This window comes from Halorussus litoreus, from assembly GCF_003382685.1.
Lineage (GTDB): Archaea > Halobacteriota > Halobacteria > Halobacteriales > Haladaptataceae > Halorussus > Halorussus litoreus.
In genome coordinates, this window is record NZ_KZ859508.1 from 54,879 (window position 1) to 80,890 (window position 26,012).

Genomic DNA, 26,012 nt, shown 5'->3' on the forward strand with positions numbered 1-26,012 from the left:
GACCGAGCAAAATGTTGAGCAGAATCGGCTATCACTAATCCCGTCGGAGAACTTATTCCCAAATTCATCTACTGAAATCGATCGGCGGTCGTCCGAGGAACTCGACGAACCCGGCCTCCCGACGGTGTTGAAATCCCTCGACGACGATAAATGTCGAACCATACTCTCGCTACTGGCCGACCCGAAATCTGCCAGCGAACTCTGTGAGGAGTGCGGTCTCTCACGTTCGACGGTGTATCGGAAGCTCGACTTGCTCCGTGAATCGATGCTCGTCCGTGAATACACCGAGGTTCGGCATGACGGACCCAACGCGACTCTCTACGAACGCGATTTTACTGATATCTCAATCAGCGTCACCGATGACGAGTTCACGATAGAGGTATCCCGACCCGAAGAAGACCCAGAAGACCGCATGGCAACGTTCTGGTCTGCAATGAAGGAGGAATCAAAATGAACCTCTCTATCGTGTTACTCGGCGTCGTGAAGATCACTGCACTCGTTCTCGGGGGAATTGTGTCTCTGATGGCGTACAGAGCTTATAATCGCACCCGAATCGCGGGCCTCCAGTTCTTTGCGATAGGATTAGCAGTCATCACACTTGGAACGTTTCTCGTTGGAGTCTTCCATCACATCGGAGGAGCGTCCACTATCACCGGGATGACTCTCGAGAGTGTGATCATCAGCATTGGATTCGTCGTGATGATATACGGGCTCAACCAGACGTAGAATCAGGTCTGTCGTCGCCGACGGTCGCTACGCCAGTCGGAACGTTTGAAGCTACGACTGGTTCTCCCACATCTTGGGACACTTCCATCGCTTCTTATCAACCCCCATCGAAATGCGCATATGTACACGTCCGATACAGAACGCAGTCAATTAGACATCCTATGCTCTGGCATAGCCGGGGGTGTCGGTAATCGATGAAGCGAAGCCCTACTTCTGCGTACGCGGATCTCCTCGCATCGCGGAGCAGATTGATAATCGTACTGTTGCTCGTCATCAGTGCCGTCGTTGGTGCTGGCGCGATTGTCGGCACCACTGAGGAAGGCCAGATCGGTCAAGCCGGTATCGATTCTCCGGAACAGGCGGCACTTGACCGTATCGAAGCGACGTACGAGACGAACGATGCAGTTGTTGCACAGGTTGTTATCAGGGACGAGGGAGGGGACGTTCTCACCCGCGAATCGTTACTTAAAACTCTCCGTCTTCAGCAGGAACTCCGAGAAAACGAATCGGTCAATGCGACACTTCGTGACGGAACGGGGATGGTCGGCATCGAGAATATCGTTGCGAACGTTGCGTACGCACACCAACAGCGTAGCGGTTCGTCAACTAACGCCAGTGATTCTGGAAACAGTACGTCGATGGCAAGACAGGGTCAGCCGTCAGCACCGACACTCGACCAGCAGATCACAGCACTTGCATCCAGCACCGACGAGGAAGTCGAAACGTATCTCAGCCGAATCCTCGGCCACGACGCGTCTGTTCCCGGCAACGAGCCAACTCAATTTCTGCCGACGGATTACGAACCAGGGACGACGAGTGCAGACGCGAGAACGACTCTCGTCTTTCAGCAGAGTCCGAGCAGTTCGACTACGACCACCGAATCGGTGAACGATGCACAGCTGGTCATCAGTTCTCTCGTCGAGAAGCGCTTCGACGATGCGTTCGTGTTCGGGCAGGGTCTCATCGATGCGGAATCCTCGCAGGCCATCGGCGACACGTTCATCATCATCACGCCCGTCGCAATCGTTCTCTTGCTCACCGTCCTCACGATTGCCTACCGCGACCTCGTCGACGTTCTCGTGAGTATATTCGGCGTGGCCGTCGTGTTGGTGTGGTACGCTGGCATACAGGGGTGGCTCGAGATTCCGTCGAATTCGACCCTGATCGCCGTTCCGTTCTTGCTTATCGGCCTCAGTATCGACTATTCGCTTCACGTCGTCATGCGCTACCGCGAAGCCCGAGAGGGGTCGCTCGACACCGACGATGAGAACGTCGGTCGACGAGATCCCGCGACAGCGATGCGTCTCGGAATCGTTGGGGTCGTTCTCGCCCTCGCTACCGCCGCCTTTTCGACGGCTGTCGGGTTCCTCTCGAACTACGTCAGTCCGCTGGGCTCAATTCGGGATTTCGCCATCCTGAGTGGTGTGGGAATCGTCGCCATCTTCGTCGTTTTCGCCGCGCTTGTCCCAGCTGTCAAACTCGAACTCGAACGGTTTTTCGACCGCCGTGGCCGCGACCGGCATACCTCCGCCGTCGGCGTCGGTTCGGGCCGGTTGAACCGTGTTCTCTCGGGTACCGCTACGCTTGCCCGGCGAGCCCCCCTCGTCGTCATCGTTCTCTCGTTACTCCTCGCCTCCGCAGGGACGTACGGCGCGACAAGTATCGACACCGAGTTCAACCAAGCCGATTTCATCCCGCAGGATGCGCCGTCGTGGATGGAGTCTCTCCCGGAACCGTTCGCACCCGGTGCGTACGAGGTGAGTGAGAACCTTGCGTACCTCAGTGACAATTTCCGCCAACGTGGAGAGGGATCAGAAGGCCAGATATTGATACGCGGGAACGTGACCGCACCAGCACTCCTTACCGCGACCGACGATGTGGTCCGCAATACGAACCGCAGCGGGACAGTCGTCGTCGGTTCCGATGGACGAGCAGCTATCGAAAGTCCAACGTCCGTCCTTCGAGCTGTCGCTTCGGAAAATCAAACGGTAGCGGATGCAATTGCGGCCCGTGACGTAGATGGTGACGGCCTCCCGGACAGAGATGTCGCGGCGGTCTATGACCTGCTGTTCGATACTGCTCCCGAACGAGCATCGTCGGTTCTCTATCGTGCCGAGAACGGGTCATACGAATCTGCACGGCTAATTGTCGGCGTGCAGGGCGACGCCTCGGCTCAGTCGGTCGCAAGGGACGTACGAGACATTTCCTCGACCATTGTACAGGACGTCCCAGTACGAGCTGTTGCAACGGGTGGTCCGGTCATCACTGCCGTCGTCCAAAGTGCGCTGTTCGAAACGCTCGTCGAAGGATTTGCTATCACCCTTGGAGTCATTCTTGTCCTTCTTGTCGGTATGTACTGGTGGCGGTACCGCGCGCCGGGGCTGGGTGTCGTGACGCTCGCGCCCGTGCTGATCGCACTCGCGTGGTTGCTCGGTACCATGTCCATGCTCGATATCCCATTCAACAGCGAGACCGTCGTGATCACGAGCCTAGCGATTGGTCTCGGCGTGGATTACAGCATTCACGTCAGTGAGCGGTTCGTCGACGAACGCGCTCGCCACGATTCGCTCGCCGAAACACTGGCAACAGCACTCGAAGGAACTGGTGGTGCATTGCTCGGAAGTGCAGTGACGACTGCGGCAGGCTTTGGGGTGCTCGCACTGGCGCTGTCACCCCCGCTCCAACGCTTCGGCATCGTCACTGGGTTGAGTATCGTCTACGCGTTCATAGCGTGCGTGACGGTACTTCCGTGCCTGCTCGTGGTTCGGGAGCGCGTGCTCACACGAGTGGCCTGAGCATCTCCTTGGGTCGCACACGCGTTCTTCTTTCCACGCGAGACTGTAGTTTCTCAGCCGGGTCGATTACGTTGCGATTCAGCGACCAATCTGAAGTGAAGCCGATTGTGCACACCTGCTCACGGGTGATGCACGAGGAACTATCTACTCCGTTCCTGTGTCGAAGTTGACGCGAGCACCTGTTGATTCCCGTCTGCAGGATTCATGTTGGAATGGTGGCGATTCGTAGGAATCCAAATGCAGGATCTGTGCGAGCGGTCTCGTACTGATTTGCTATCGCGATAAATAGTTTATCTGAACGGCGTCAGACGCTCGTCTTGCTCGTTCGGATGAGTCAGAACGGGATAGTCGAGCAGGCTGAGAACGAAAAATCGGAACTCTGCCGACTTACGATGCTGGTCGAACCTCGCTCGCGTCGCGCCGCCGGGTCGCGGCCACCGAGCAGTCGCCGGCGACGAACAGCCCCAGCACCTCCTCGCCCAACGCGACGCTCACGCGGACGCACCACGGGTCCTCGGAGACGACGGTCTCGCGCCACTCGCTCCCGACGTTCCAGATCGGCCGGTCGCGGACGTTGCGCTGGTGGTCGTGGAAGAACGCGATCACGGCGGGGTGTTCGAGCACCGCGAGGGTGACTGGACAGTGGAGCCGACAGCCACACTGCGCGCAGTCGAGGCGGACCTGCGCGCGGTCGGCCTCGGCGTCGGGCAGTCGCTCGGTCACCGACTCGGGCGGGCGCGCCAGCGAGGCGTCCATCGTGGCGGCGCACTCCGGGCAGATTCCATCGGACATCGTGGAGAGCCGGTGGCGGTGGTGGCGGTCGAACGCGTCGAGCAGGTGCGCGGGGTCCCGATCCCGGCGCGCGCTCGGCGGGAACGGCAGGGTCAGCACGGTGCGCTCGCAGTCCGCGCAGGCGACCGCGACGTAGTTGGCCTCGCAGGTGGCCGCGAGCGCGCCGTCCTCGCAGAGCGGGCACGGGTCACCGGTCGGCACGGGACCGAACGACACGCGCTCGGTGTACGTGCCCGCGAGGATGGCCCGCGCGACCTGTAGCCCGGCGTAGGTCAGCGCGTAGCGGTCGCCCTCCTCGCCGGTCTTGTGGAGGAAACTATCCGTGAGCTGTCGCAGGTGGTAGGCGAACCCGGCCGTGGTGTCGGCGGGGCTGGCCTCGAACAGCTCGGAGAAAGTCATCGTTCGACCGGATACGTCGTGGTCGTCGGTCGCGTCGTCACTCTCTTCGGATTCGGCGTCGACGAGCGCGCGGAGGACGGCCATCCGGACCTCGTTGCCCAGCGCCTCGAACGCGTCGCTCGGGTCGCCGGATTCGACTTCGGGGTCCGGAAGCGTGATTTCGGGGTCGGCGATTTCGACTTCGGGTTCCGCGAGTTCGACTTCCGAGTCGGAATTTGCGGAGTCGGCAGGTTCGACGTAGGAGTGTGCAGATTCGTCGGCCTCCGACGGTTTGGAGACGCTCGCCTCCTGGGGTGTCGCGTCCGTAGGTGGCGCATCTGCGGTTGTCGCGCCCCCGGCGTCGCCCGCGTCTTCCGTGCCAACGTCGCTCATGGGGCAGTAGTCGGGGGTCGCGATTTATAAGCCCTCGGACGATGTCGGGTCTCGCCTGTAACTGGTCTGCTTGAATATTTCGTCTACAAGAGTCTGTGCTGGCTAATCTTCTCAACTGGCGCGCTAACTGATCTCCCGACCGGCGCGTGCTGGCGCGAGTTTATCTCGCGCGCGTTGCTCGCGCGCGCCGGGTTTCGAGGTTTGGGATCGGTGCAACAGAGGACTGCGAAATCGGTACAAGTTCGATGCCGGAAATCGAGGCAAATACTCCAACGAGAAGAATCGACGTTCCGAAGCGCTACTCCACGTACTCGTAGGTGCGCTCGTTCATCCGACCGCGACCCGTGAACACGAACTCGCTCTCGGGAATGGTGAAGTCCTCCAGCTCGACGCTCTTGTCGTGGTTGTGCCGGTCGTGGACGTTCTCGTACTCCGCGAACGAGAGGTCGTAGCGGTCGTCGATCTGCTCGTCGACGTTGAGCTGGTCGATCTCCTCTTTCCAGCCGTCCCGGACCGTCTCGGCGTGGACCTCCGCCTGTGCGCCCGAACCGTACGAGCCGACGCCCAGCACCTCGCCAGCGAGGTCGCGGCCGTCCTCCGCGGCGCGCTTGAGCGCGGCGGCGCGGGCGATGTGGACCGAGCCAGTGTACCAGTTGCCGACCTCGCGGGAGATGTCCAGCGTCGGCTCGATGGCGGCGTCGTACCACTCCTGATACGCCGCGGTCGAGCCCAGCGCGTCCATGTGCTCGCGGATGGCCTCCTTGTAGGCCTCCCGATCCTCGTAGTCCTCTTCGCGGGGCTGGAACCCGATCTCCTCGGCGAGATCCTCCTCGATGGGCGTGTCGCGGATCATGTGCCGGTAGGCCAGCACTGCGGCCTTCCGGACCATCCCGGGGAACGGCGTGTGGAACGGCACGTACGCGAAGTCGTCGGGGTGGGAGGCTCCCGCGACCGACTCGTAGTCTTCGAGTGCCTCGCGCATCCGGGCGAGGTACACTTGCATCGAGCGCTTGCCGTCGACGCTCGGGAACTGCTGGTTGGGCTTGAGAAAGTCGGTCTCGTCGGCGCTCCCGTACCCCTGCTCGGTCGACAGCGCGACCAGGCTCGGCTCCTCGGTGATGAGCATGGCGACCGCGCCCGCGCCCTGAGTGGCCTCGCCGGGGTCCCCGCGGGCGTACAGCGCGGTGTCTGTCGCGACCACGAGCGCCGACCGGCCGCGATTTCGCCCGGCCTTGATCCAGTTGTACGCGTCGTCCAGACTCTGGGTGCCCGCGATGCAGGCGAACTTTCGCTCGCCCTTGTTGGCGTGGTGGAAGTCACCGTCGTACACCGATTCGAGACAGCCCGCGATGTACGTCGAGACGGGCTTGGAGTTGTCGAACGACGACTCGGTCGCCACGTCGATGCGGCCGATGTCGTCGGGTTTCAGCCCCTTGCGCTCCATCAGCCGGTGGGCGGCGTTCGCGCCCATGGTGACGATGTCCTCGTGTGCGTCGGGGAACGAACTCGCGTGCAGACCCAGCCCCTTCGTGTACTTCTCCGGGTCCTCGCCCTTCTCCGGCGCGAACGTCTCGGCGAGGTCGAGTTTGAGCTTCCCCGTCCAGATCTCGATGGCGTCGATACCGACTGCTGTCATGTCCCCTACTCCGTCGACCACGTATAATATTTTGTCGATGCGGTATTCGTCGAACGTCGAAAGTTAGCTGTTTACGTTCGTGACCCGGACGTAGACCGGCTTCACGGTCCCGTCATCGAACACCAGCGTGGCGACGAGGTCGGCGTCTGCGGAATCGTCGGTCAACTCGTAGGTGAGTTGGATGTCCCCGCCGTTGAACGCGCCCATCTCGACGGTGGCGGTGCTTCCACCTGTCACGACTGCCTCCTGCCCTCGCCCTCGATTACCCTGTCGAGCCAACGCGTAGGTCGTGCCGTCGACCGCGAACGCCTCGTCAAATTTACCGTAGTCCGGCGTCGCGTAGCCGTCGGTCCCGCCCCCGGTTATCCTCACCTCGTCGTCCCCGTTCGGCGTGTCGAGCGTGCCGACCTGTCGGACGCCGGAGTTTCGGCGTCCAGGTGTGGTCAGGTTGAAGTCAGTGATCCGCACGTCGCTCTCGCCGACGTTTTCGATGTCGAACGTGAGGTGGTCACTCTCGCCGGCCGGCGTCGACCCGTCGACCACGCGGATTCGCTCGTCACTCGTCGAGGCGCCGCCGCCCCCGTCACCGTTCGCCTCGTCTTCGACGACCGTCTGATCGACCACGATGCCGTCGTCGTCCTGCACCTGAACGAGCACCTCGTACTGGTCGCCGATGCTGTACCCCGTGTACGAGAGGTTCCCCGAGAGCGTGCCGCCCGTCCGCTCGTCGGTCGCGTACGGGCTGTCGGTGTTGAGGAACAGGACCTCGGTCTCCGAGAACTTCTCGGCGGGGTCGCTGACCTGATAGTCGAGCGCGTACTCGACGTTGTTCGGGTCCAGATCGTACAACGTGGCGGACTGGAGCGTCGGGCTGTCGCCCTCCGTGAGGTCGTCGTTCCCGCTCGGGTCGGTGCCGTCGGCCGGATCGGTCACCGTCCGGGAGTCGACGAGGTTCCCGTCGGTGTCGAACACCTCGATGGAAATCTCGTAGGTGTCGCCGCCGGTGTCTCCGTACTCGTCGGACCAGCCGTAGTCGTCGATGTTCAACCGCGAGTCGCTGCTCGTGTACGTCTGATCGCCGTAGCCAGCGTCGAGGTTCTCGTAGCTCACCCGGACGTAGCCGAAGTTCGCGGTGTTGTCCACGTCGTAGGACACCTCGTACCGGGCCAGCGAGCCGGTCTGACTCTGGTCGACGATGGTCGAAGAGAGCGTGGGATCTGGGCCCGGACCGGGACCTGTTGGCGGATCTTCCACCCGAATCTTGATCGGGTCCACGTCGTCGCCGCTGGCCGCGTACGCCGTGATCGTTCCGTTGGCCTCGGCCACGTCGAGGGTCGTCCCGTTGGTCCCCCCGTCAGTGACGCCCTCGGGCGGCGAGACGCTCCCGAGTGCGGAGTCGTTGACGGCGTAGTCGACCGTCGTCTGCGAGACGGGATTGCCGTCCTCGGTCACGCGCGCCGTGAGGCTCACGCTCGTCCCCTGATTGGCGTTCAGCGTACACGCGGTGAACTCCGCGTCGCAGTCGAGGCCCAGACCGGCGGCGTCGGTCCAGTTCACGTCGTACGTGCGATTCCCACCGCCGCCACCGGCCAGCCCGCTCCCGTCGGCGTTCACCGCGGTCAGGTTGAAGCTCAGGTTGGCGCGCGTGCCGGGCGCGAACGGTCCGCCACCCGGCGGCCCGGCCCCGCTCGGGACCGAGTCCGTGCCCACGCGAACCTCGACCGGCTCGTTCCCGTCGTCGAAGTCGTCGGGCGCGTCGTAGCTGACGGTCACGCGACCCTCGGCGTCGGTGGTCAGGTCGGTGAGCTGGTCGCCGTCCTGTCCCTGCGCGGTGATCAGGTCGTCGGCGAAGTCGCTCACCAGCGTGGCGTTCAGCGTCGCGCCCGAGACGGGGTTGTTGAACCGGTCGCGGACCTCCACGACGAGCTGCTGGCCGCTGTTCTCGGGGACGCTCGCGTTGTTGCCCCGAACGTCGGTGACGTAGTGGGTGCCGGTCGCGCTCACGTCGGTGCCGACGCCCACCTTCGCCAATCGGAGTTCGTACGTCGCGGGTTCGAGTACGACCTCGACCGCGCTCCGGCCGGGAACGGGGTCGACCGCCAGGACGTACCGGTCGTCGCTTCCGGCCCCGTCGATCTGGTCGGCGAGCAGTTCCTCCCACTCGCTGGCCGGGCGCTTTGTCGGCACGACCACCGAGACGGTGGCGGTCTCGTTGCTGACCGTCACGGTCCGGACCGCGGGACTGATCGCCCGGAGGTCGACCGACGCGGTCCCGCTCCCGGCCTCGTCGTAGCTCCCGTTCAGCGCGACGAGCGAGATGGCGTTCCCCTCTATGAGGCGCTGACCGCCGAGGGTGATGTTCGCGCTCTCGAAGCGGTTGTAGAGAACGCCGCCCCGATAGGTGGTCGTCGGCGGGTTCTGATAGACGTGGTAGCCGGGGTCGTAGACCAGCCCGCGCGTCGAGAAGCTCCGCGAGTCGCCGGTCCAGTAGTCGCCGGTCTCGCCCGCGGCCTCGGCGTTCACGATCTTCGCGTTCGCCGGCGGCGTGGTTTCGAGGCTCCCGGCCGGCGGCGGCGGGTTCACGAAGAACGCCCGGACCGGGTAGCGGGTGCCCAGCGCCACCGACGACGAGCCTCCGCTTCCGGAGACTGCAGTCCGGTGGATCTCGTCGCGGAGGTCCTGGAGTTCGCTCTGGACCTGCTGGTTGTGGTCGAACTCCACCTCCTCGTTCTGCTGGGGGACGACCGACGCCTGATACGTCGAGAGAAGCACTATCAGTACTGCGAACAGCAACACGGTCCCGATTTGGACCGTCACACCACGGTCGTCGGTTCGCAGTTGCACTATCCGATTTCTTTCATCCGGGGTAGTTAAAAATAGCGTCTGACCCGTCTGCCGCTGGACTTCTGGGGTACGATAGCGCGAGCGCCCGTTCTTTAAGATTCAAACGCGGGACGAACTCCGCGAGGAAGGCGGCGATTGGTCGGGCGAACGCGGGGTGAAGCGATGGCGGTCGACGCGCTCGTCGTAGACACCTCGGTCGTCAATGAGTAGTTCGTCAAGCTCTCCGCGACCGCAGGATAGCCTTACTCCTCCTCGTCTTCCTCTTCGACGACCTCGGGGTCGCTCATCGCGCTCTGGAGGCTGTCGAGGCCGTTGATCCACTCGGTGACGAGGCCGTACTCCAGTTCCTCGGTCACGGACATGTCCAGTTCCTCGCCGTCGATGATGCGCGTCCCGGCGGCCGCGACCAGTCCGAGCGCCGAGTCGAGGTCCTCGGCCTCCTCGGCCTTGCCAGCCTCGATCACGTACTGCTCGACGTTCGCCTCGTCGGCGGGGCCGTCGGCGACGTACTGCTCGGCCGCGTAGAAGACGCAGACCAGGCTCGTCTGGACGCCGTCGATAAGCATGGCCTTCTCGTCGTCGTCGAACGCCACCTCGTCGAGGACGACCTCGCGGATGTCTTCGAGTTCGTCGAGGGCTTCCTCCTCGTCGATGGCGTCGTCGTCGTACGCAGTGACGATCTTTGCGACCGCGATAGCAACGTCGTCCTGCAGGTTGAGGAGGAGGCGGGCCGAGTCCTCGTCCTCTGGATCGATGTCCTCCTCGCGGATTCGGTCGAGCCAGTTCTGCCAGCGTTCGTCGGAGTAGAATTCCTCCGGGGGCGCGCTCATGTCTTCTCCGAGTGTTGCGCGCCCCATATGCCTTTCTCTTAGGCTCGGCCGGTGGGTACGTCGCTGCGCTCTTACCTGTCCAGCGTCGCCTCGGTGTCGACGCCGTACACGCGCTCGGGCGTCTCGACGTGGGCGTTCCGAATGGCGTCACCGTAGCCCTGCTCGCGCATCCAGCGCACCCGCCGGGGCACCGTCTTCGGACCCATCACCGCTCCCGGGCGGTCGGGGTCGTCCACGAAGTCGGTCTCCATCAGGAACGGCTCGCCGCGCTCGGCCGCCACGTCGAGTCGGTCCTTCTCGCTCATCACGCTCGGGGTCGGCCCGACGAGTTCGCCCCCGGCGTAGTGCTTGACGACCTTCCGGGGGTCGAGCCCCGCCGCCTCGGCCCAGTCGGCGATTTCGGTCAGGTCCTCGCTGGCCTCGGTGTGGAGCTGGACCGCGCAGTCGCGCTCGGCGGCGAGTTCGAGCCCGTGGCGCAGCACTGCGTTCGAGGCCTCCCACACCGGCTCGCTGGTGTCGTAATGTGGGCGACCGGTCTTGAGCGCGAGTGCGTCGTTCGAATCGACGTACTCCGCCGCCACGTCGAGCCCGGCCTGCATCAGCTCGCGGGCTTCGTCGGGCGAGAACCCGCGGTCGTCGACTAACTTCGAGACGAGGCCGGGGTGGACCCCCAGCACGGGCCACGCCCGACCGTCGAGTAGCTCGTTCGCGCGCGCGACCACTTCGAGCGTCGTCTCGAACACCGGTCGGAAGTCCTCGCCCGTCTCGACCTCGTGGCCGAGTAGCCACGACGGTTTGTTCACCACGAGCAGGTGGGTCCCGCCGCTCCGCGCGAAGTCCTTCACCGCTTCGAGGCCGCGACCGTGCTCGGGGTCGAGGTGGAGGTGGTCGTCGAGTACGGGGGTTCCGAGGTCGTCACTCATGCGCGAGGATTGGGTCGTGCAAGGCAAAGTTTCGGCGGTTCGCTCGCGCTGGCCTGTCCTTGCACCCGGCGCGCGTTTGGGCGCGGCGCACGAACGCGCCGCGCCCTGGCGTGCGAGGGACGAGCGAACACAGTGAGCGAGGAGGCTGGGGAGGTCTGAGGATTGCGGTAGCGGTGCAGTCGCGGTAGCGGTGCAGTCGCGGTAGCGGTGCAGTCGCGGTAGCGGTGCAGTCGCGGTAGCGGTGCAGTCGCGGTAGCGGTGCAGTCGCGGTAGCCGTGCAGTCGCGGTAGCGGTGCAGTCGCGGTAGCGGTGCTGTACGGTCACCCTATGCCTCGGCAGTAGCTAGCGTCACGCCGTTGCCGACAGTAGCTAGCGCTCTCGAATCAGAACGAGTTCACAGCGGGGGCGTAGCGGTAGTGTACAGACAGACAACTGGAACTCCACGGACTCGCCCCGAGAGAGTAATTAGACCCCGTGCACACACGTACGCACGTGACTGACGAGAGCGACCCCGACGAATCTGACGGCAACGACTCGGACGCCGACCCGCGAGCGGTCCGGTCGCTCGCCGTCACGGCCGACGACGTGGTGGCGGCGTACGAGGCTCGCCAGCGGGGAACGCGCCGGACCGTCCTCCGAGTGACGCCACCCTTCTCAGGGCGGATGCGCGCGCGACTGCACGAAGCCGGGGTGGAGAGAGCCGAACTGGAGAGCGCGGGAGACGGCGATTCGGACGCTCGGACCGACCTTGACCCGGCGACCGGTACGCTCCACGTCCCGCCGTCGCGGTTCGTCGACGAGGACGCTATTTCATCCTATCCCGACCCCGACGAGACGGAGGACGCACTTCGGGAGAACCCGGACGTCGAATTCTCGGTGGAGCTTCATCGCGAGCGCCACGTCGAGGCGGTCACGGCGTGGCGCGAGTCTGTGGGTGGGGCTATTGTGGATGAGTTGGTCCTCCGGCTGCCGGACGGGACGCACGAGGTCAGGGTGTCGGCGTTAGGAGATTCTGAGGAGTGATTTCGCACGGTTGGTTGCGGTGAGCGGTCGAGTCTTTCGGAACTGAGACCTATCGCGACTGCTCGGCACTGCACCGTGACTCCTGGGCACCGCGACCGCGAACGACGTCGAGTGTGACACGGAGCTCGCTTCTGCTTGCGCACGGCGTGACCGCACCGCGACCGCGGGCCTCGGACCTCCCCAGCCTCCTGCGTTGTCTGCGAACTACGTTCGCAGATCAGCGAGACGCGAAGCGTCTCGCAAGCCTCGGTCGCGTCGCTCCACTGTCTCCAGAAATCGGAGATTTCTGGGATGACGAAAATCTCCGATTTTCGAACCACGCTACTCGTCCCTCGCGCTTGGGCGGGGCGCATGAACGCACCCCGCCAGCGCGCGCCGCGTGGAAAATCGAAACCAGCGCGACCACTGGAGAAATCGCCCCGGTTTTCGCTGAATTGGAAACCCAGAATCGAGAGAACGGCGTCGAGAGGAGCAGAGCGACGAACTCCGGTCGTTCACTCTTCGACAACGTACGCCTCGTGGGCCGCGTTCCGGAGCGCGTCCGACCGGCCGTACTCGCCCGGCGCGAGCGCGACGGTCCGGACGCCGTTGCGCGCGGCCTTCTCCAGCACGGGCTTGAAGTCGGTGTCCCGCGAGGCGATGGCGAGCACGTCGACGCCGTCGCCGAGCGCGAACTCCGTGGCGTCGACCGCCAGTTTCACGTCCACGTCGCCGCTGGTTACCGTGACCTCGTACCCGCGGGCCTCCGCGGCCTGGATCAGCCCCGGCGTGGCGTGCTCGTCGAGGTAGAGCCGCGTCGCGGTGAGCCTGCCCTGCTCGTCGGCGACGGCCCGCACGTCGTCCAGATCCACGTCGAACTCCTCGCGGAGCACGTTCGGGCCGTCCACGAACAGCGCGACGGTCGGCCCGTCGGCGCGGCCGGTAGCGCCGTCGCTGACGGTCGAACCCTCGCCGACCGCCCCCTCCTCGCCCGAACCATCACCGACCGGGTCGTCGCCGAACAGCGAACGCAGCCGTTGCATACCCCGGCGTAGACCCCGTCCCGGTTTAGCGGTGCCGGTCCGGCCCGCGCTGACGATAGGTCGCGACCGACTGCCACCGCCGGCTTCGCCGTCGGAGAAACCGGCAACCGCAGCCGTATCTTTCCGAGCACCTAATCTAATAAATAAATGCCGAGCAGGTTCATTACAGTTAAGATTAAGATTTAAATAACTTCAATTCTTGGTGACTAATGCAGCATGTCAGACGACAGCTCTCAGCGATTCGACCGTCGTACGTTCCTCAAGGCCTCCGGTGCGGTCGGTGCGGCAGCCGCACTCGGTGGCGTAACGGCAGCGACTCCCGGACGCGAACCCGGCCCGAAGAAAGACGAGATCGTCGTCGGCGTCTCCGCCGGTGCTGGTGACGTCGAGGGCACCGTCGCCCAGCACGTCCCCGGCAACGCCGAGATCGTCCACAAGAACGACACCCTCCGGTACGTCTCGGTCAAGTTCCCCGAGAAGGCCGCCGACGTGGCCCGCCAGAACTTCGTCGAGGCCGTCACGAAGAAGGAGGGCATCAAGTACGCCGAGCCCAACGCGACCTATCACGCGCTGGCCACCCCGAACGACCCGCAGTTCGGCAGCCAGTACGCGCCCCAGCAGGTCGAGGCTCCCGCCGCGTGGGACACCACGCAGGGTGACTCGAACGTCACCATCGCGGTCGTGGACACCGGCGCGCAGTACGACCACCCGGACCTCGCGGCCAACTACCGTTCCAACCCCGGCAAGGACTTCGCCGACAGCGACTCGGACCCCGCGCCGGACGTGCCCAACGACGAGTACCACGCGACCCACGTCTCCGGCTGTGCCTCCGCGGTCATCGACAACGGCACCGGCGTCGCGGGCCAGAGCAACTCCACGCTCATCAACGGTCGCGCGCTCGACGAGAGCGGCGGCGGCTCGCTCACGGACATCGCCGACGCCATCGAGTGGGCGGCCGACGAGGGCGCGGACATCATCAATCTCTCGCTGGGTGGCGGCGGCTCGAACACCACGATGCAGTCCGCCGTCCAGTACGCGACCAGCAACGGCGCGCTCGTCATGGCTGCCGCCGGTAACAGCGGCTCGCAGGGCGTCAGCTACCCGGCCGCTTACAGCGAGTGCGTCGCCATCTCCGCGGTGAACTCCAACGAGCAACTCGCCAGCTTCTCGCAGTACGGCAGCAGCGTCGAGCTCTGCGCGCCCGGCGTCGACGTGCTCTCGACCACGACCCAGACCCGCGGCTCCTACGAGGAGCTGTCGGGGACCTCGATGGCGACCCCCGTCGCCTCGGGCGTGGCCGGACTCGCGCTCGCCCAGTGGGACCTGACCAACTCCGAACTCCGGAGCCACCTCAAGAACACGGCGACGGACATCGGCCTCTCGTCGGACGAGCAGGGTAGCGGACAGGTCAACGCGCTCAACGCCGTCACCACGCAGCCCGGCGACGGCGGTGGCGACGATCCGGGCGGAAACCCCGGCGACGGCACCAGCTCCGAGACCGTCAGCGGCTCGCTGTCGGGCTACTGGGACTACGAGGACTGGACGTGGGAGTGGGATTTCTCCAGCCCCAGCCAGATCGTCGTCGAACTCGACGGCCCGGCGGGTGCGGACTTCGACCTCTACATCAACGAGGGCACCACCCAGAACGCCGGCCCCAGCAACTACGACTACCAGTCGATCACCACGGACAGCCAGGAGACCATCACCGTCACGGCCCCCGACACGTCGACGCCGCTCCAGATCGACGTCGACTCCTACAGCGGCTCGGGGAGCTACGACCTGACGATCACCGAGTACGAGTAATCGGGTCGTCGGAAACCTCGACTCCTCGGAAACGCGACTCGAAGCGAGTGCCATGACACTCGCCGAGAGAGCTGTAACACCTTGATAGCGACGACTCCGGCCTTCAAATTGGGCCGGTCGTCGCCCTGCCAAGGTTCAAATAGGGGAAGGAACCAGTAACCCCCGACCGGCGCACGAAACGCACCAGCCGGTCCGATACAATGACGCACTGCTACAACTGCGGTCACGCCGGTACGTTCGTACTGCTCGTCGAGTGCGCGCTTGCGGTTCCCGGTCCGCTCTCGGACCGCCAGAGCTCCGATCCTCGCGGCGGTGACTCTCACGTCGGAAGCTCCCGCGTCGGGAATCGTCGCGCCGGGAACTCCCGCGTCGGGAACTCCCGCGCCGGGAACCCCCACGCTGGGGACTCTCGACCCGAGGATCGCACCGCCGACCGCGGCTCATGCGCCGTGGACCCCGCTCAGTCGCCTCGCAGTCGCCGACCGGGCGACCGGCGGCGCGGTCCGCCCGGGTCGCGCCGTCGCGGTGACGACCGCTCCGAACGGGACCCGTCCTCCGGTCGGGGCCTCTCCCCCGAACGGGACGCGTTCCCCGGAGAAGACCTGTTCCCCGGACGGGACGGCCCCTCCGGGGACGACCTCTCGTTCGCGGTGCAGTGTCCGGTCTGTGCGAGCACCGACGTCGGGGTTTCGGCCGCCGAACTGCTGGCGCGCTACGCGTCGAGCACCACGTCGTAACGGTCCTCGACCGCCCCGTCTTCCGACCTCGTCCACACCACCAGCCGTGCGCCCGTCCGGCGAGCCGCGGTGGCGAGACGGCGTTCGAGCATCCGAGCTGCGCCGTCGCCCAACAACGTCGCGATGCGCTCGCGGTCGCAGAGCCACGCGGCTCGGAGTTCCCTGTCGTCGAGCAGTTCTGCGGCGCAGTCCGCGGCCGCCGTCGCGTCCGCCCCGTCGTAGCGCCGGACGGTCCGACCGGTGGGAGCCTCCGCGGAGACGTACAGCGTGGCGAACCGCCGGTCAGGCGTGGCTCGGGCGGCGACGCCCGGGGCCACGGTAAGGGTCGCCGGCGGGCGCGGTGGCGCGCTCGCGCCGCGCACGAGCACGGCCTCCTGTCCGACCCGGTCGAGCCGGGACCGGATTCGGTCCGTCGCTTCTGTAGTCATTGTAGACTATTACAGCAATATCGGCGAGAGTTTATAAAATTATGGGTGTGGTCGAAAATAGCGTGGGTGTTGACAGTGGAATCTCGCTCCGAGATCGCCCGACAGAACCCGTTGGCCGGTAGATAGAATTATAACCACAGGAGAGTACGATTTCGAGTGAATGGAGTTCGACGAACTCGACGGTCGCTCGGGGCTCGGCGTCTTCGACCCGATCGAGAACGCACGCTTCGAACTGTACACGCCCGACCCCGTCGAACTCGAACCGGCGACGACCGAGAAGTTTTACTTTCCAGTAGACGTTGCGGTCGGCTTCCACGCCAGGGCGGTCGAGATTCCGAAACTCGTCTCGACGGTGGTCCGGAACCACGACGGCGAGATGCTCGCCGACGCGACGGCGAGTACCGTCCAGACGTTCGGGGCCGGGACGTATCTGATCGAACTCCAGAGCACGCCGATGAAACTCTACGTCCTCGTCGACGGTCCGCTGGAGGTTCATCCGGGCGAGACGTCCGTGACGGTGGAGTTCGGCGCGCGTCGGCGAGCGCTCGTCGGCGCACGTTCGTTCCACGAACGGCCGATCGGTACGGTCACCGTCACCGACGACGTCGAGGACGCGATGGCGGCCATCTCGCTGTTCGGCTCCGCGCTCAAGACGACCTCCTGCGAGCGGTCGTTCCCGACGCTGCGGGGCCATCCGCCGCGAGTCGAGCGCGGCGACTCGTTCGACGTGTCCGGCGACATCGACGAGCCCGGGACGGGCGTCGAGATCGTCGTGCCGCCCGACCGCGAGCACGTCTACCGGATCGCCTCGCTGGCGTACTACCTCGGCGCACGACTCGTGGCCGGGAGCGAGCCGCGAATCGTGGCCGACGACTTCGAGTATTCGCTCGACGGCCCCGGTGGGTTCGAGAAGACGGTCAACCGCGTGCTCAAGCAGGTGTTCTTCCTCGACTGTCTCACCCGAACCGAGGGGTTTTATCCGGTCGATCTCCACGAGCGCGAGCAGGTCGAACCGGAGGTTGATCTGGACTTCGAGCGACTGTACGGCCAGCCGCTGACCGAGCAGTTGCCCCGGTATCTCTCGGTGCCGTTCGAGGTGCTCGAACCTCACGTGCTCGACTGGCACCTGACGACCGACATCGTCCCCGTGGCGGAGCACGTGCCGGCGCTCCCGTACTTCGCCAACGAACTGTCGCTGCTGCGGACGCCGACGGACCCCGAGCCGAAGTCGGTCGAACCGACGCTCGAAGCCATCGACGAGTTCACGAGAGCCGCTGTCGCGGCGGGCGACTTCACGCGGAGCGCGAGCGGAGACTCCACCCGAAGCGCGACCGGCAATTTCACTAGGAGCACGAGCGGCGACTGGAACTCGGACGACGAGATGTTCCAGGTCGACCCCGCGGACACCATCGAGCACGCGTGGGTCGGCGACGGCTACCCCGTCAACGCGAACAAGGTCACGCTCGACGCCCTCCATCGGGAGGCCGACCGGACGCCGCCCGACGAGTCGGCCATCGACGTACACGTGGTCTGTAACGACCCGCGGATGGCCGAGGAGAACGCGGTGAGCGAGTTCTACGGCCTGCGGGACTTCGTGAACTACGACGTGTCCATCCACAACGAGACGACGGTGACCGAACTCGCGGACCTGCTGGAGGCTCCGGCGGACTTCCTCCACTACGTCGGCCACGTGGACGAGAAGGGGTTCAACTGCAGCGACGGCTACCTCGACGCGGAATCACTCGACTCGGTCGGCGTCGAGGCGTTCCTGCTGAACGCCTGCCGGTCGTACGACCAAGGCAGGACGCTCGTCAGGAAGGGAAGCAGAGGCGGCGTGGTCACGCTCGCAGAGGTGATCCACTCCGCGGCGACGCAGGTGGGGTGCGCGCTGGCGAGACTGCTTAACTCCGGGTTCACGCTCCGGTCCGCGCTGAGCATCGCGCGCAAGGAGACGATGGTCCCCATCGAGTACGTGACGATTGGACACGGTGGATTGGCGTTGTGCGATAATGATAACGGGATTCCTATGTCATATCGTATCTCGAAAAACGAGAACAAGCATAGTCTAACCCCGTACGCGTATCCATCCCCATCGTATAGTCTTGGAAGTATGTCAAAAAGTAGGTTAGGAAACGCAGAAACTCATTATCTCGCTTCCGGAGCACTCAGACCGGTTCAGCTTACAAAACAAGAGATAATATCCTTTGTCGAGACCGATGAAGATATTGTCCCTGTTCAAATCGGAGACGAACTCTACTGGGGCAATGATCTCTCTGCCCTTTTGTAATTATGGCCCGTTTGTGACACCTTCTTGATTCGCCACAACGTTTCCTGCCTGCATCAACACCATACTTACGGTGAAGAGGAAGCCGATCATTCGTGGATGCTGTTCCAGCCAATCGAGTGTGCTGTGCCTCGACATGCAATTAGAACAACCGACCGTCTGAAATTATATTTTTCTAAAGTATTCTAACTATGAAATATAATAGAAAACCTAACCATACTTCATGGAGAACACTACACGTCGATTATCACTCTAAATCGACAAAAAATGCTGGGTAGATTCCGCCTGGTTGACACCCGCTTCTCCGCTACGCTCGGTCGTCCAGCCCTCGGAATATAGACAACAATCCGACTGCCAACACCGGTAATTTTATGGTAACAAATAACGACGAAATGAATAAATGACCGCTGAAGTACGATTTCGCGGGGGCGAGCACGAAAGCGGGGAGGACACCCGCTTTCGGCGGTGGCTCGCAGATCTCAAACAGGCGGGAAGCAACATCCTCATCACCGGCGAGGTCCCCGACGAGGTATCCGCGCGAGCGACCCGGACTCTGTTCGGGCGCGACCTTCGCCGGTTCCGAGTGCTCGCGCTGACCGACCAGTCGGTCACGAACGTCGACGCCCGGCTGCCGGACGACGCCTCGTCCGACGACTCCAGCACGTGGATCATCGACCAGCGGCGGGGCGAGCGGTCCGTCCCGGCCACGGCGGGCACGCTCACGTCCGAGCTGGGGTCGCTCCAGCTCGACGACATCCAACAGCTCCGCAACGAGATCCAGACCGCGATCAGCTTCTACGACGAGAACGCCGACGGGCTCGACCCCGCCGAACTCCGGGTCGGCGTCGACTCGCTGTTTCCGCTCCTCGAGGAGGACCGCGAGGCGACCCAGCGCGCCCTGCGGACGCTCGGTGCGACGGTCCGCGGCGTTCAGGGGATGGCTCACTACCACCTCCGGGTTTCCGAAGACGACGAGATCGTGGACGAACTCATGCCGTTGTTCGACGCGCGCATCGAACTCCGCAAGCGCCCGCGCCGGACGCCGGAGCAACGCTGGTACGCCCCCGAGTTTGACGCGAAGACGCCGTGGATGGAACTGTAACCGCGAGCGGTCGTGGGGGAGTGAATCTATCGACTCCCGTTCTTCGTCGGAGCTCTGTTCTGTGATTCCGGGACTTTGGACAGCTGACGCGAGTTCGAGACAGAGAAGAGAAATCGCATCGCGTACAGGGAGTACGACGAACGCATCGTCATCGAACCCGTCAAATCAGCGCAAAATCTAAACCTATAGTGCCTATTTCACAGAGATAGTCGAAATAGCTAAGAGTCCATAACAACACCCTGCTACAAGGCGGGAGTGGATGAGCGACGATACCGACGAAAAGATACTCGGAACGACGACAGTCACCCAGCGATGGCGAATCAGCCTCATCAAGGCCGTCCGCGAGGAGTTCGCCAAGGACGGCATCGACGTCGAGGAGGGCGACCGTCTCGTGTACAAGCTCCGCGACGGCGAGATCGTCGTCGAGCCGGCCTAATCCGGCGATCACTGACTCCCCCTTTACTGACGGTGAGCCGACGACCAGCTACCGAAAGACAAACCATTACGTGCCGGGGCGACGATGCCCCGCGTATGAGCCTTCGCAAGCCGCCACTGCGCGACGCCCACGCCGCCGAGGGTGCGTCCTTCACGGAGTTCGGCGGGTGGGACATGCCCGTCGAGTTCGACTCCATCAAGCCCGAACACCGCGCCGTCCGCGAGTCGGCCGGCATCTTCGACGTCTCGCACATGGGCGAGATCGAGCTGTCCGGGCCGGACGCAGCGCGGTTGCTCCAACGGCTCACCACCAACGACGTGACGAACCTCGGTCCGGGCGACTCTCAGTACTCGATGATAACCGACGAGGAGGGGACCATCCTCGACGACACCGTCGTCTACCGATACCCGGACGAGGAAGACGCCGACTTCCTGTTCGTCCCGAACGCGGGCCACGGCGAGGAGATGTACGACCGGTGGGTCGACCACCGCGACGAGTGGGACCTCGACGCCGAGGTAACCAACGCGACCGACGAGTACGCCATGTTCGCGGTGCAGGGACCGGACGCGCCGGACCTCGTCGCCGACGCGGCCGACGGGCGCGTGACCGACCTCTCGAAGTTCGAGGCGAAGTTCGTCGACTTCGCGGGGGTCGAGTGCTGGACCGCTCGCACGGGCTACACCGGCGAGGACGGGTTCGAGCTGCTGGTGCCGGTCGAGTCGGCCGAGACCGTCTGGGACCTGTTCGACTGCCAGTCCTGCGGGCTCGGCGCGCGCGACACGCTCCGGATGGAGTACGCGTTCCTGCTCTCGGGCCAGGACTTCGACCCCGAGGACAACCCCCGGAACCCCTACGAGGCCGGCACGAGCTTCACCGTGAAGCTCGACACCGAGTTCGTCGGCCGCGACGCGCTCGAGCAGGTGTTCGAGGAGGGCCCCGACGAGGAGTTCGTCGGCGTCAAGCTGATCGACCGCGGCGTCGCGCGCCACGGCCACGAGATCACCGACACCGACGGCGACACCATCGGCGAGGTGACCAGCGGCACCATGAGCCCGACGCTGGGCGAGCCCATCGCGCTGGGCTACGTCCCCACCGAGTACGCAGAGGTAGGGACCAAGGTCCGCGTCGTGGTGCGCGGCCAGTCCAAAAAGGCCAAGATAGCGAACACGCCATTTCTGAGTGAGTAACATGAGCTTCGAAATTCCAGACGACCGGAAGTATCTCGAATCGCACGAGTGGGCAGACGACGACGAGGGCACCGTCCGCGTGGGCATCAGCGACTTCGCCCAGGACGAACTCGGCGACGTGGTGTTCGTCGAACTCCCCGGCGAGGGCGACGCGGTGACCCACGACGAGGAGTTCGGCGTGGTCGAGTCCATCAAGGCGGTCTCGGACCTCTACTCGCCGGTGAGTGGCACCGTCACCGCAGTCAACGACGCGCTGACCGACCAGCCGGAACTGGTCAACGAGGACCCGTTCGGCGACGGCTGGATGCTGGAGGTCGAACTCGACGACGACAGCGGGCTGGACGAACTGCTGAGCGCCGAAGAGTACCGCGAACAGGTGGAGTAACTACTCGAAGCTCGATTCGCTTTTCGGACCGATTTCTCCCCAGTCAACAGCGGCGCGCTGGCTTCACGACTCGACAGCATTGCGCTAGCTCCACGTTCCACCTGGGCGCGCGTCCGGGCGCGACCTCGTGTCGCGCCACATCGCGCGAGGTCTGCGCGAGCGGAGCGAGCGCAGGCTCGGCAGCGCTTCGCTCTGCCGGTGCTGTGCGGTCACGCCGAGGCGCGAGCAGTAGCTAGCTTCGACCGGCTTTAGATAACGGTGAATGGAGAAACGAAGCTAGCTATCGCCGAGGCAGATGAGAACCGCATAGCACCGCGACCCGCACAGCATCGCGACCTGCATCTTACACCGCTCGCTTAACGCGGCGCTTCGCGCCGCGCACTGCTCGCGTGCGCCGGATTTCCACGTTTGGCTTCTGAGAGACGATAGATGATAGACGGGTAACTCTGAAATGGTGTGCTACCTCGCACTTCTATCGCGTTACTCGCAAACCCTGACCGAATACCCCTACGTTAAAACGGTCCACTCCTTAGCCCCGAGTACATGAGTGGACGACACGAGACAGGGGGACGCGGAAGCCCGTACGCGCCTCACACCGCCGAGGAGACCGCGGCGATGCTCGACGCGGTCGGTGCCGACGACGTGACCGAGCTGTTCGACATCCCGGAGCCGGTCGCGTTCGACGGGGAGTTCGGCATCGAGGCGCGCAGCGAGCAGGCCGCCGAGCGCCACGTCGCCGACCTGCTGTCGCGCAACGACGACCTGACCGAGTTCCTCGGCCGGGGCCACTACGACCACTACGTGCCCTCGCTGGTCGACCACCTCTCGCAGCGCTCGGAGTTTCTGACCTCCTACACCCAGTACCAGCCCGAGGTCACGCAGGGGTTCCTGCAGGCGCTGTTCGAGTACCAGTCGATGCTGGTCGAGCTGACCGGCCTCGGCATCGTCAACGCCTCGATGTACGACCACGCCAGCGCACTCGCGGAGGCTGCCCTGCTCGCGGCGCGCGTGCGGGCGACCGACGGCGACCGCGTGCTGGTGCCCGACTACATTCTCGACACCCGCCGGGACGTACTGGAGAACTACACCGATGGCGCTGGCCTCGCGGTCGAAACCTACGCCACCGACGACGGGAACGTCGACCCCGACGCGCTGGCCGAAACCATCGACGACGAGGCGGTGATGGTGTACGCCGAGAACCCCACCACGCTCGGCACCGTCGAGGAGCACCTCGACGCGGTCGGCGACCTCGCCGAGGACCACGACGCGCTGTTCTGCCTCGGCTCGGACCCGGTCGCGCTCTCGGTGCTCCAAGAGCCCGCGTCGGTCGGCGCTGACGTGGTTGTCGGCGACGCCGCGACGCTCGGCCTGCCAACCGCCTACGGGATGGGACTGGGCCTGTTCGCCTGCCGGGACGACTTCGTCCGGCAGGTGCCCGGCCGCCTCGTCGGCGCGGGCGAGGACGACGCCGACCGCCGCGCGTACACCCTGACGCTCCAGACCCGCGAGCAGCACATCCGCCGGGAGCGCGCCACGAGCAACATCTGCACGAATCAGGCGTGGGTCGCGCTCCGGACCGCCATCCACGCGGCGTACCTCGGCCCCGACGGGCTGGTCGGCCTCGCCAACGACTGCGTGCGACTCGCCGACGACCTCGCGAGTCGCCTCGACGCGGTCGCGGGAGTCCAAGCCCCCGTCCACGACCGCCACCACGTCCGGGAGTTCGTGGCCCACACCGACCAGCCCGCCGCCGCAGTCGCCCGGGACCTCGAAACCGAGGGGTTCGCGGTCCACGCCGTGGGCGAACACGAGATACAGGTCTGCGTGACGGACGCCAACCGCCACGCAGCCGACGAACTGGTCGCGGCCGTCGAGGAGGTGGCCTGAATGCGGTACGATCAGGCTCGCTGGACCCAGGCCGGTGATTCCTCGGAGGGGACGGCCGACCAGTACGAACCGCTGCTGTCGGAGAAGAACACCGAGACGGTCGCCGTGGAGTCGCCCCTGCCCGACGACCTCACGCGCGACGAACTCGAACTCCCCGCGCTGGAGGAACCCCAGCTCGCGCGCCACTACACCCGGCTATCGCAGATGAACTACGGGGTCGACTCGGGGCCGTACCCGCTCGGGAGCTGTACCATGAAGTACAACCCCAAGTTCACCGAGGACGTGGCCGCACTCGGCGACGCCGCGGTCCACCCCGACCGCTCGGACCGGAGCGTGCAGGGCACCCTCGGGCTGATGGCCGGCCTGCAGGACTACCTCGCGCGCATCGGCGGGATGGACGCCGTGAGTCTCCAGCCGCCGGCCGGCGCGGCGGGCGAGTTCACGGGTATCCTCGTCGCCAAGGCGTTCCACGAGCAGCACGGCGAGGGCGAGACGCGCGACGAGATCATCGTCCCCGACAGCGCCCACGGCACCAACTTCGCCAGCGCCGCGCTCGCGGGCTACGACGTCGTCGAGTTGCCGTCTGGCGAGGACGGCCGAGTCGATCTGGAAGCGCTCGAAGCCGCCGCGAGCGAGCGCACCGCGCTGTTCATGCTCACGAACCCGAACACGCTCGGGCTGTTCGAGCGCGACATCGAGGAGATCGCCGAGATCATCCACGGCGCGGGCGGGCTGCTGTACTACGACGGCGCGAACCTCAACGCGCTGCTCGGCCGGGCGCGGCCGGGCGACATGGGCTTCGACATCATGCACTACAACGTCCACAAGACGTTCGCCACGCCCCACGGCGGCGGCGGCCCGGGCGCTGGCCCGGTGGGCGTGACCGACGAACTCGCGGAGTTCCTGCCCGCGCCGCGCGTCCGGGAGGCCGGCGGCGGAGGGTCCCGGGGGCACGAGGGTGAGGCCCGCGGAACCGACGGCGTGTACGAACTCTTCGACCCCGAGAGCACGGTCGGCAAGGTCCACGGCTTCGAGGGCAACTGGCTCGTGCTGGTCAAGACGTACGCCTACATCGCCCGTCTGGGCGACGACGGCCTCGCGGACGCCTCCGCGAAGGCGGTCCTCAACGCCAACTACCTCGCGAGCCAGGTCGACTACGACGTGCCGTTCGAACCGTTCCACCACGAGTTCGTCGCCAGCGCGGGCGACCAGGACGCCGCCGACGTGGCAAAGCGGATGCTCGACTACGGCGTCCACCCGCCGACGACCAAGTGGCCCGAGATCGTCCCGGAGGCGCTGATGACCGAGCCGACCGAGATCGAGAGCAAGGCCACCTTGGACCAGCTCGCGGAGGCGTTCGACCGGGTCGCGGGGGAGGACGACGAGACGCTGGCCGAGGCCCCGAACCGGACCACCTCGCGGCGCATCGATCAGGCCAGCGCCGCGCGGAACCTCCGGCTGTCGTGGCAGGCGCTCGACGGGGAGTAGGCTCGAACTCTTCCGGTTCGGTCGAACGCCTTCGGCTCTTCGCCATCGGGAGTGACATACCGGTCCGGACTGAACGTCGACGCGGTCCGATTTCCTGCAACGAAATCGTTATAGCTAGCTACTTCAGATGAAGTAGTATGCCTCAGGAGTCCGCCAACCGTCTCGTGGAATTTCTCGAAGAACGAGCGGACGAGCACCTGCGTGGTGCGATTCACTACTCCGAAGACGGCTACGAATCGCTGTACCTTCGCGAGGACGTCGACGCGATGTACTCCGACAAAAAGATGACGGACCTCGCCGAGTATTATCGACAGCAAAGCAGGGTCCAGAGTTCCGACAAGCCGTTCGCGCTGGGGAACTGTCACTGCAACGTCTCTTTCTACGACGATGCGATTCTGTTCCACTTTTCGCAGGGGGACAAGATCGGGACGGTGATCACGCTGGAACCGGAAGCCGGGCGAGACATCGTCGGGTTCATCACGAAATGTCTCGAACTCCTTCACTTCGACTCCCCACAGTCTATCACGAACGCGCCGAAGTGGCTTCGGGACTGACTTCTGGAAGGCAACCCGCATTCTCCATCGCTCACAGCCCCCAACCCTGCCAAGATAGGATTATTCAAACGAGGATAGAAACCCTCCTTTTCGTTCGGCACTGTTCTTTTTCCGATACTCTCGTCGCTCTCGGCGGCACGGCGACTGCGACGGCGAAGCCGGGCACGCTCGGCTTCCGAAAGCACGGCGAATCAGTCATTGACGGTCCAAACCGGGCTGCTAACACCGGAAAACTCGATTCGGAAAACTCGAACTGGTATACTCGACCCGGAAGATTGCTCGCGGTCGCGCGGCCACGCTCCGGAGCGTGGCCCCGCCGCGCCCCGGCCCCCACCCCGCGGGGGGGGGGCCGCCAGCGC

At 64.8% G+C, this 26,012-nt stretch carries 21 protein-coding genes; 13 read left to right on the plus strand and 8 right to left on the minus strand.

Annotated features, from left to right (window positions below; all coding sequences use genetic code 11):
• Window positions 1–76 precede the first annotated feature (76 nt).
• The 3 genes from DPQ64_RS03795 (at window position 77) to DPQ64_RS03805 (ending at window position 3,521) form a co-directional block, all read left to right on the plus strand.
• Window positions 77–454, plus strand: coding sequence for a helix-turn-helix domain-containing protein (locus DPQ64_RS03795; protein ID WP_115863088.1), 378 nt, complete (start codon window positions 77–79; stop codon window positions 452–454).
• A complete protein-coding gene (locus DPQ64_RS03800; protein WP_115863028.1) occupies window positions 451–726 on the plus strand; it encodes a DUF7521 family protein in 276 nt (91 codons plus the stop codon). Before DPQ64_RS03795 ends, DPQ64_RS03800 begins: the two co-directional genes overlap by 4 nt.
• Before the next feature lie 194 nt (window positions 727–920).
• On the plus strand, window positions 921–3,521 hold the full coding sequence (locus DPQ64_RS03805) for an efflux RND transporter permease subunit (RefSeq protein ID WP_115863029.1): 2,601 nt from the start codon (window positions 921–923) through the stop codon (window positions 3,519–3,521).
• 387 nt (window positions 3,522–3,908) lie between these two features.
• Here DPQ64_RS03805 and DPQ64_RS03810 read toward each other — a convergent pair whose 3' ends face one another.
• The 5 genes from DPQ64_RS03810 to DPQ64_RS03830 all read right to left on the minus strand — a co-directional run bounded on the left by DPQ64_RS03810 (window position 3,909) and on the right by DPQ64_RS03830 (window position 11,317).
• On the minus strand, window positions 3,909–5,084 hold the full coding sequence (locus tag DPQ64_RS03810; protein ID WP_115863030.1) for a DUF7351 domain-containing protein: 1,176 nt from the start codon (window positions 5,082–5,084) through the stop codon (window positions 3,909–3,911).
• 298 nt (window positions 5,085–5,382) lie between these two features.
• On the minus strand, window positions 5,383–6,720 hold the full coding sequence (gene hmgB / locus DPQ64_RS03815) for a hydroxymethylglutaryl-CoA synthase (protein WP_115863031.1): 1,338 nt from the start codon (window positions 6,718–6,720) through the stop codon (window positions 5,383–5,385).
• A gap of 63 nt (window positions 6,721–6,783) precedes the next feature.
• Window positions 6,784–9,564 carry a hypothetical protein gene (locus DPQ64_RS03820; protein WP_115863032.1) on the minus strand — a complete coding sequence of 927 codons (2,781 nt, stop codon included), beginning with the start codon at window positions 9,562–9,564 and terminating at the stop codon, window positions 6,784–6,786.
• A 242-nt stretch (window positions 9,565–9,806) separates the two neighbouring features.
• The gene (locus tag DPQ64_RS03825; protein WP_115863089.1) at window positions 9,807–10,394 is read right to left on the minus strand and encodes a DUF2150 family protein; all 588 of its coding nucleotides are present in this window, start codon (window positions 10,392–10,394) and stop codon (window positions 9,807–9,809) included.
• Between the two features lie 71 nt (window positions 10,395–10,465).
• Entirely contained in the window at window positions 10,466–11,317 is an 852-nt protein-coding gene (locus DPQ64_RS03830) for a TatD family hydrolase (protein ID WP_115863033.1), read from the minus strand.
• A 492-nt stretch (window positions 11,318–11,809) separates the two neighbouring features.
• On the opposite strand from DPQ64_RS03830, the gene DPQ64_RS03835 reads away from it, so the two are divergent.
• Window positions 11,810–12,340 (plus strand): hypothetical protein, encoded by a 531-nt coding sequence (locus tag DPQ64_RS03835; RefSeq protein WP_115863034.1) that lies wholly within the window; start codon window positions 11,810–11,812, stop codon window positions 12,338–12,340.
• A gap of 494 nt (window positions 12,341–12,834) precedes the next feature.
• Here DPQ64_RS03835 and DPQ64_RS03840 read toward each other — a convergent pair whose 3' ends face one another.
• Complete coding sequence (locus DPQ64_RS03840) at window positions 12,835–13,362, minus strand: NYN domain-containing protein (protein ID WP_115863035.1); 528 nt, start codon at window positions 13,360–13,362, stop codon at window positions 12,835–12,837.
• A 216-nt stretch (window positions 13,363–13,578) separates the two neighbouring features.
• On the opposite strand from DPQ64_RS03840, the gene DPQ64_RS03845 reads away from it, so the two are divergent.
• Window positions 13,579–15,165, plus strand: a complete 1,587-nt coding sequence (locus tag DPQ64_RS03845) for a S8 family peptidase (protein WP_115863036.1) — start codon at window positions 13,579–13,581, stop codon at window positions 15,163–15,165.
• 712 nt (window positions 15,166–15,877) lie between these two features.
• On the opposite strand, the gene DPQ64_RS03855 is transcribed toward DPQ64_RS03845, so the two are convergent.
• Complete coding sequence (locus DPQ64_RS03855; RefSeq protein WP_115863038.1) at window positions 15,878–16,330, minus strand: hypothetical protein; 453 nt, start codon at window positions 16,328–16,330, stop codon at window positions 15,878–15,880.
• Between the two features lie 160 nt (window positions 16,331–16,490).
• On the opposite strand from DPQ64_RS03855, the gene DPQ64_RS03860 reads away from it, so the two are divergent.
• The gene (locus DPQ64_RS03860) at window positions 16,491–18,617 is read left to right on the plus strand and encodes a hypothetical protein (protein WP_115863039.1); all 2,127 of its coding nucleotides are present in this window, start codon (window positions 16,491–16,493) and stop codon (window positions 18,615–18,617) included.
• On the opposite strand, the gene DPQ64_RS20000 is transcribed toward DPQ64_RS03860, so the two are convergent.
• Complete coding sequence (locus DPQ64_RS20000) at window positions 18,618–18,752, minus strand: DUF7503 family protein (RefSeq protein WP_449272258.1); 135 nt, start codon at window positions 18,750–18,752, stop codon at window positions 18,618–18,620.
• 262 nt (window positions 18,753–19,014) lie between these two features.
• Between DPQ64_RS20000 and DPQ64_RS03865 the strand changes: the two genes are divergently transcribed.
• From DPQ64_RS03865 to DPQ64_RS03890, 7 genes are all read left to right on the plus strand, one after another.
• A complete protein-coding gene (locus tag DPQ64_RS03865) occupies window positions 19,015–19,716 on the plus strand; it encodes a DUF7504 family protein (protein WP_115863040.1) in 702 nt (233 codons plus the stop codon).
• A 259-nt stretch (window positions 19,717–19,975) separates the two neighbouring features.
• Complete coding sequence (locus tag DPQ64_RS19105) at window positions 19,976–20,152, plus strand: hypothetical protein (protein WP_198661996.1); 177 nt, start codon at window positions 19,976–19,978, stop codon at window positions 20,150–20,152.
• Between the two features lie 95 nt (window positions 20,153–20,247).
• Complete coding sequence (gene gcvT, locus DPQ64_RS03870) at window positions 20,248–21,339, plus strand: glycine cleavage system aminomethyltransferase GcvT (RefSeq protein ID WP_115863041.1); 1,092 nt, start codon at window positions 20,248–20,250, stop codon at window positions 21,337–21,339.
• 1 nt (window position 21,340) lies between these two features.
• The gene (gene gcvH / locus DPQ64_RS03875) at window positions 21,341–21,724 is read left to right on the plus strand and encodes a glycine cleavage system protein GcvH (protein ID WP_115863042.1); all 384 of its coding nucleotides are present in this window, start codon (window positions 21,341–21,343) and stop codon (window positions 21,722–21,724) included.
• Window positions 21,725–22,267: 543 nt separating this feature from the next.
• Window positions 22,268–23,611, plus strand: coding sequence for an aminomethyl-transferring glycine dehydrogenase subunit GcvPA (gene gcvPA, locus DPQ64_RS03880; protein ID WP_115863043.1), 1,344 nt, complete (start codon window positions 22,268–22,270; stop codon window positions 23,609–23,611).
• Complete coding sequence (gene gcvPB / locus DPQ64_RS03885; protein ID WP_115863044.1) at window positions 23,612–25,099, plus strand: aminomethyl-transferring glycine dehydrogenase subunit GcvPB; 1,488 nt, start codon at window positions 23,612–23,614, stop codon at window positions 25,097–25,099.
• Window positions 25,100–25,236: 137 nt separating this feature from the next.
• The gene (locus DPQ64_RS03890; protein WP_232820477.1) at window positions 25,237–25,653 is read left to right on the plus strand and encodes a hypothetical protein; all 417 of its coding nucleotides are present in this window, start codon (window positions 25,237–25,239) and stop codon (window positions 25,651–25,653) included.
• The last annotated feature ends 359 nt before the right edge of the window (window positions 25,654–26,012 follow it).

What these genes read in the sequence shown, in the direction of transcription:
- DPQ64_RS03800 (WP_115863028.1), top strand. Translation starts at nt 451, where the DNA reads ATGAACCTCTCTATCGTGTTACTCGGCGTCGTGAAGATCACTGCACTC.
- DPQ64_RS03840 (WP_115863035.1), bottom strand. Translation starts at nt 13,362, where the DNA reads ATGCAACGGCTGCGTTCGCTGTTCGGCGACGACCCGGTCGGTGATGGT.
- DPQ64_RS03830 (WP_115863033.1), bottom strand. Translation starts at nt 11,317, where the DNA reads ATGAGTGACGACCTCGGAACCCCCGTACTCGACGACCACCTCCACCTC.
- DPQ64_RS03825 (WP_115863089.1), bottom strand. Translation starts at nt 10,394, where the DNA reads ATGAGCGCGCCCCCGGAGGAATTCTACTCCGACGAACGCTGGCAGAAC.
- gcvPB (WP_115863044.1), top strand. Translation starts at nt 23,612, where the DNA reads ATGCGGTACGATCAGGCTCGCTGGACCCAGGCCGGTGATTCCTCGGAG.
- DPQ64_RS03810 (WP_115863030.1), bottom strand. Translation starts at nt 5,084, where the DNA reads ATGAGCGACGTTGGCACGGAAGACGCGGGCGACGCCGGGGGCGCGACA.
- gcvH (WP_115863042.1), top strand. Translation starts at nt 21,341, where the DNA reads ATGAGCTTCGAAATTCCAGACGACCGGAAGTATCTCGAATCGCACGAG.
- DPQ64_RS19105 (WP_198661996.1), top strand. Translation starts at nt 19,976, where the DNA reads ATGAGCGACGATACCGACGAAAAGATACTCGGAACGACGACAGTCACC.
- DPQ64_RS20000 (WP_449272258.1), bottom strand. Translation starts at nt 18,752, where the DNA reads ATGTCGAGGCACAGCACACTCGATTGGCTGGAACAGCATCCACGAATG.
- gcvPA (WP_115863043.1), top strand. Translation starts at nt 22,268, where the DNA reads ATGAGTGGACGACACGAGACAGGGGGACGCGGAAGCCCGTACGCGCCT.
- DPQ64_RS03860 (WP_115863039.1), top strand. Translation starts at nt 16,491, where the DNA reads ATGGAGTTCGACGAACTCGACGGTCGCTCGGGGCTCGGCGTCTTCGAC.
- hmgB (WP_115863031.1), bottom strand. Translation starts at nt 6,720, where the DNA reads ATGACAGCAGTCGGTATCGACGCCATCGAGATCTGGACGGGGAAGCTC.
- DPQ64_RS03865 (WP_115863040.1), top strand. Translation starts at nt 19,015, where the DNA reads ATGACCGCTGAAGTACGATTTCGCGGGGGCGAGCACGAAAGCGGGGAG.
- gcvT (WP_115863041.1), top strand. Translation starts at nt 20,248, where the DNA reads ATGAGCCTTCGCAAGCCGCCACTGCGCGACGCCCACGCCGCCGAGGGT.
- DPQ64_RS03845 (WP_115863036.1), top strand. Translation starts at nt 13,579, where the DNA reads ATGTCAGACGACAGCTCTCAGCGATTCGACCGTCGTACGTTCCTCAAG.
- DPQ64_RS03805 (WP_115863029.1), top strand. Translation starts at nt 921, where the DNA reads ATGAAGCGAAGCCCTACTTCTGCGTACGCGGATCTCCTCGCATCGCGG.
- DPQ64_RS03890 (WP_232820477.1), top strand. Translation starts at nt 25,237, where the DNA reads ATGCCTCAGGAGTCCGCCAACCGTCTCGTGGAATTTCTCGAAGAACGA.
- DPQ64_RS03855 (WP_115863038.1), bottom strand. Translation starts at nt 16,330, where the DNA reads ATGACTACAGAAGCGACGGACCGAATCCGGTCCCGGCTCGACCGGGTC.